Genomic DNA, 5,447 nt, shown 5'->3' with positions numbered 1-5,447 from the left:
GGGGACGACGGCCCCGGCTTCGCCCGCCGGTGGTGGTCGACCGGGTCGGCGGGTGCGGCACCGGCGGCGGACACCTTCAAGGGGTCGGGCTCGCAGTTCTCGCTCACCGTCCCGCCCATGCCCGCGGCCGCCAAGGGCGCCTACGGCTGGGAGATGAGGGCCTGGGACGGCGCGAGCTGGGGGCCGTGGTCCTCGGTCGGCGACGCGACCAACTGCTACTTCCGCGTCGACACCTCCGCGCCCGACGGGCCGGCCGTCACCTCGGCCTCCTACCCCGGTTCGAAGGACGGCGCCGCGGCGCTGCCGTGGACGGACGGCGTCGGCAAGTACGGCGCCTTCACCATCGACTCGGCGGCCACCGACGTCGTCAAGTACCAGTGGGGCCTGGACACCACGGCCTCCGCGGCCCACGAGGTCGCCACCACCGCGGGCGCACCGCAGACCGTCGACGTGCTGCCGGAGACGCCCGGTGTGCACACCCTGTCGGTGCGGGCCCTGGACAAGGCGGGCAACGCCTCGCAGCCGGAGACGTACTACTTCGGCGTCCTGAACGGCCAGCCGCAACGCACCGGCTGGACCATGGACGAGTCCTCCGGTACCGCGCTCGCCGGAACCGGCGCCCGGATCGACGCCACCAAGGGCAGCGCGGCGGTGACCGGGTCCCCCGGGCACCTGGGTACGGCGGCGGCCTTCAACGGCACCTCCGGCTCCTACGCCACCACCCAGGGCGCGGTCCTCGACACCACCAAGAGCTTCACCCTCTCCGCGTGGGTCTACCTGACCGACGCCACCCACAACCGCATGGCCGTCGCCCAAGAGGGGACCTACATGTCCTCCTTCAGCCTGGGAGAGCGGGACGGCAAGTGGGCCTTCGTCAGCACCACCAAGGACAGCGCCGGCTACGCCTGGCAGATCGCCGCCTCGCCGACGCCCGCCCCCCTCAACACCTGGGCCCACCTGACCGGCGTCTACGACTCCGCCAACCAGACCATGGCGCTGTACGTCGACGGGGTCCCCACCGCGACCATTCCCGCTCCGGTCAGCTGGAGCGCCCGCGGGCCGCTGGACATCGGCCGCCTCGCGTACCGGGGCGACTTTACGGACTTCTGGGCCGGGACCCTGGACGAGGTCAAGGTCTGGGACCGGCCGCTCGCCGCGGCCGAGGCCGTCGCGGTCGCAGCCGACCGTCCGCTGGCCACGGGCCTGCCCGCCAAGGCGGTCTGGCACCTCGACGAGGACGCCGCCGCCGCGACGGTGGCCGGCTATCCGGAGTCCGATGCCCTCACCACGTCGGGAGGCGTCCAGACCGGCGTGCCGGGCACGGCCGGCAAGGCGGTCCACTTCGACGGGACGACCGGCTACGCACGCACCGTGCGCCCGCAGGTCGACGGGACGCGGAGCTTCTCGGTGTCGACGTGGGCTCGGCTGCCGCAGCCCGCGGCGGGCGACACCATCGCCAAGATGGCGGTCACCCAGAACGGGCAGCACAACAACGAGTTCTCGCTGTACTACTCGGCCTACGGCAAGAAGTGGATCTTCGGCCGGTACAAGGAGGACACCTCCGCGGACACCCTGGTCCGGGCCGCGCAGCCGGACTGCACCGCCGGTACGACGGTGAACGGGGTGCCCTGCTTCTCCGGCACCGACAACCAGTGGGTGCACCTGCTGGGTGTCTCGGACGCGGTGGCGAAGAAGACCCGCCTGTACATCAACGGCTTCCTGGTCGGCGAGGCGGACTACACGCAGACCGCACCGTGGAGCAGCCCGGGACCGCTGCAGGTCGGCGCGGTCAACCGGGAGGGCGCCAACGCCGAGTTCTTCGGCGGCGACCTGGACGACGTGCGGATCTACGACCGGGTCGTGACGGGTGCGGAGGCGGCCGACCTGGTCGCGCAGCGTCCGCAGCTGGCCGGCCGGTGGAAGCTCAACAGCGTCACCGGCACCGCGAGCCCGGGCGAGGGTCCGGCGAAGCCGGCCGCGCAGCTCGGCGGGGGCGCCACCATCAACGCCGGTGGCGGTCTGTACGTCAACACGGGCACGCTGCAGCTGAACGGCACCACCGCCCACGCGGCCACCGGCGCCGCTCCGGTGCACACCAACCAGAGCTTCACGCTGGCGGGTTGGGCGAACACCGCGGGCTCCCCGACCCGGGACATGACCGTGCTCTCGCAGGGCGGTACCACCGGTGACGCGGCCACGCTGCGCTGGCACTACCTCAAGGACGACCCGAAGACGGGTGAGCACCTGGGTGAGTGGCAGGCCGTGCTGGCCGGTACCGACGCGGCGGGCGCCGCCCGGACCATCGTGGTGCACTCCCCGGTGCCGTCGGTGCTGGAGAACTGGACGCATCTGGCGCTCACCTACGACGCGCTGTCCAGCCGGCTGAGCCTGTACGTCAACGGTGACCTGGAGAACCAGGTCTGCACGACCGGCGCGGCGGACTGCACCAGCCGGACCTCGTGGGCCCAAGCGGTGCGGCCGTTCGACGCCACCGGCGGCCTGCAGTTCGGGCGGGCGAAGGCCACCGGCACGTTCGGTGAGTACTTCTCCGGCGAGCTGGACGACGTGTGGGCGTTCCAGGGCGTGCTGAGCGCCGCCCAGATCGCCCGACTCGCGGACTACAACACCGAGTTGGACAGCACCACCGGTCCCTGACCGGTTGACGGGCGGCCCTGCGCGGGCCGGGTGGCTGCTGCCACCCGGCCCGCGCAGCCGTTCTCCGGCGGCCGAGCGCCGGATCCGCTCCGGTAGGGTCGGTGACGAACCGATGGGCGAGGGCCGGGGGTGCTGGGCGATGGCGAGTGACGCGGGCCTCCTGGTACGGCGCCGCACGGGCGACGCCCTCACCGTCCGGCAGGTGGCCACGGCGCTGGGCCTGCCGGATGACCCGTCAGCCGTACGCTGGCAGCGCACGACCGGACCGGACGGGTCGCTGTTCGGCCTCCGGATGAGCACCGAACCGGGCGACCTGCTCGGTCCCGCGGTCGGCGAGTCCTCGGCCGAGTGGCCGGCGGAGCGCCCCTACGACTGCTACCTCCACGTCACGATCGACCGGACGGCCGGCGAGGACGGGGACAGCACCGCCGCCCTGCGGGCGTTCTGCCGATCGGCGGTGTCGCGGTTGCACGGTGCGTGGCCCGGTCTGGAGACCGCCTTCGGCCTCGATGCCGACGGCTCCTACAGCTACCGGATCGACCCGCGTGAGGTGCGCGGGACGGAGATCGAGCTGTGGCTGGGGAGTGCGGCGCAGCCGGCCGTCCCCTTGTTCTCGCCGGCCGGGGCGGCGGACCGGTCGGCGGCGGCCGACCGGCCCGGGCCGCGGTTCCACGCGTGCCCGCCCGGTCGGTTCATCCCCGATGCGGAGTCGGCGGGCGACGCGGTGACGGAGACCTTGGCCCTGCGTGCCGGACGGCCGGGCTTCCGCGCCGCCGCACGGACGGCGGGCTGGTCCGGGGCGCCGGAGGCGCTGCCCGGCTTCACCGAGCGGCTGCTGACGGAGTGCGGGGCGGCTTTCGAGGAGTTCGACCTGGCGCTGTGGGTCGATGGCCGGCTGTGTCGGAACGAGGTCGCGGTGCGGGTCGACCTGCCGTGACCTGACCCCTTCCGGGGCGGGCCGGGCGCCTGGCCCCGGGCCGTCCCTCCCGGGTGTCAGGGGAGGAACGTCACCGCCGGGAAGGCCGGGGACGGGCCGTCGAGCAGGTGCCCGTGGCGGTGGCGCAGGTGCTCGTCGAAGAACGCGAGCGGGTACGCCTGCTGGATCCTCACCCCCTGGTCGGGGTCGAGTGTGCCGATCGCCGCCTGGAGCTGCTGCGCGCTCCATCCGAGCAGCGTCGCCACCTGGGCGAACAGGGCCTCGTTGTCACCGTACGACACGTGGACGGCGCCCTCGGCCCGGACGTCCAGCCGCCACCCGCGCAGGTGCGGCCAGAACGCGGCCGCGGCGGGGTCCGTGGCCCGGGTGAAGTCCGCGGTCATCATCATGAACGGCCGGTCCAGGTCGCCGGTCAGCGGCGGGTTCATCACCATCGGCCCGTCGAGGCTCAGCCCGGCGCGGATCCGCCGGTCCGCCAGCGTGGCACAGGCGGTGGCCGTCCCGCCCTTCGACCAGCCGAACGCGCCCATGCGGTCCGGGTCGAGGGAGCCGAGCAGTCCGGCCGGCAGGGTCCGCCGGTCGGCATCCGGATTGCAGCCCGCGGCGAGCTGTTCGACGCAGTCGAGGACGAAGCGGAGGTCCGCGGCGAAGTCCCCCGGCAAGGTGGGGGCCGGCTGGTCGCGGTTCGGGACGGTGATCCGGCCGTCGGGGAACTCGGTGTAGGTGTCGTACTGGTGGGCGATCGTGACGACCGCGTACCCGTGGCTGGCGAGCTCCTGGACGATGGTCGTGTGGTCGCCCTGGTGGCTGTGCGCGCCGTGCGCGTACACGAGGACGGGCAGCCGCCGCGCGCCCGAGCGCCGCACCGGGGCGCCCACCCGGCCGGCGGTGAGCGGCGCCAGCGGGGCCAGGTCACCGAACCCCGCGTCGGTGAGGTACGCCTGGAGGGCGCCGGCCGGCATCCAGGGCGCCGGCGGGTACCCGTCGACGTTCCCGGCCGGGTACCAGACGGCGGCCATCAGCTCGCGGAAGTGCCCGGGCCCCACGATCCCGTCCGGGCGCGACCGGTCGACGAGGCGCAGCTGGACCGTGCCCACCGGGTACGGCCCGGTGGGTGCGGGAAGCGTGAGCCGCGCCGGGGCCGGAGCGGGATCCGCCGGGGTGGCCGGGGCGGCCCAGGCGGGAGCGGCGACGGCGGCGAGCGGCACGGCGGCTCCCGCGGCCAGCGCGGCTCCCAGGACACGGCGGCGCGGCATGCTCGTCCGGCTGTTGAACGGCGTGATGGTCAAGGGTTCCCTCCCGAGGTGACGAATCGTCAATCGTGCTGCAGCGGATTGCCGTTGGGCACGAAGGAACGCTGTCACGCGCCCTTCCCGTCCGGCATCGGACCGTCGATTGACGCTCGCCCGGGCATCGGCCCACGGGACTACGCCCTGGGGCCGATGCGGCCGGCCGGCGGGTCCGGTAGATCTGCCCGCCGCGGCCGTACAGTCCTGCCATGACGACCGACATCGCGGCGTGGCGCGAACTCGAACGTACCGTCGTGTTCAGCAGGTTCGGACGGTCCGTGGACCGCGTCGGCTTCGAGCTGCCCGACGGGGCGCGGGAGGAGTTCTACCTCAAGCGTGAACGCCCGGCCGCCGCCGTTCTCGCGCTCACCGCCGACCGGCGGGTCGTCCTCGCCCGCCAGTACCGGCCCGGCCCCGCCCGCGTGCTGTACGAACTCCCCGGCGGGATCGTCGAACCCGGTGAGCGGGCCGCCGAGGCCGCCGCCCGGGAGCTGCTGGAGGAGACCGGCTACCAGGGCGAGATCCACCTGGCCGGTCCGTACTGGCACGACGCCTACTCCGACGCC

General features: G+C 73.9%; 4 protein-coding genes. 3 read left to right on the top strand and 1 reads right to left on the bottom strand.

The features are described from left to right. A partial coding sequence (locus tag AA75_RS40760) for a LamG domain-containing protein (protein ID WP_199520544.1) occupies nt 1-2,655 on the top strand: 2,655 nt, incomplete at its 5' end. A gap of 139 nt (nt 2,656-2,794) precedes the next feature. Then, nucleotides 2,795-3,592: a hypothetical protein gene (locus tag AA75_RS40755; RefSeq protein WP_033825547.1), complete on the top strand. Its 798-nt coding sequence runs from the start codon at nt 2,795-2,797 to the stop codon at nt 3,590-3,592. 56 nt (nt 3,593-3,648) lie between these two features. On the opposite strand, the gene AA75_RS40750 is transcribed toward AA75_RS40755, so the two are convergent. Continuing rightward, nucleotides 3,649-4,881: an acetylhydrolase gene (locus tag AA75_RS40750; RefSeq protein WP_033825546.1), complete on the bottom strand. Its 1,233-nt coding sequence runs from the start codon at nt 4,879-4,881 to the stop codon at nt 3,649-3,651. Nucleotides 4,882-5,090: 209 nt separating this feature from the next. On the opposite strand from AA75_RS40750, the gene AA75_RS40745 reads away from it, so the two are divergent. Beyond that, nucleotides 5,091-5,447 (top strand): NUDIX domain-containing protein (locus AA75_RS40745; RefSeq protein WP_033825545.1); only part of this gene is annotated, 357 nt, incomplete at its 3' end.

This window comes from Kitasatospora sp. MBT63 (assembly GCF_000710465.2).
GTDB lineage: Bacteria > Actinomycetota > Actinomycetes > Streptomycetales > Streptomycetaceae > Kitasatospora.
The sequence above is the reverse complement of the archived record's forward strand: the minus strand, read 5'-3'. Positions and strand labels throughout refer to the sequence as shown.

Excerpts from the sequence above, each read along its gene's own strand:
- AA75_RS40755 (WP_033825547.1), top strand. The coding sequence starts at position 2,795 with ATGGCGAGTGACGCGGGCCTCCTGGTACGGCGCCGCACGGGCGACGCC.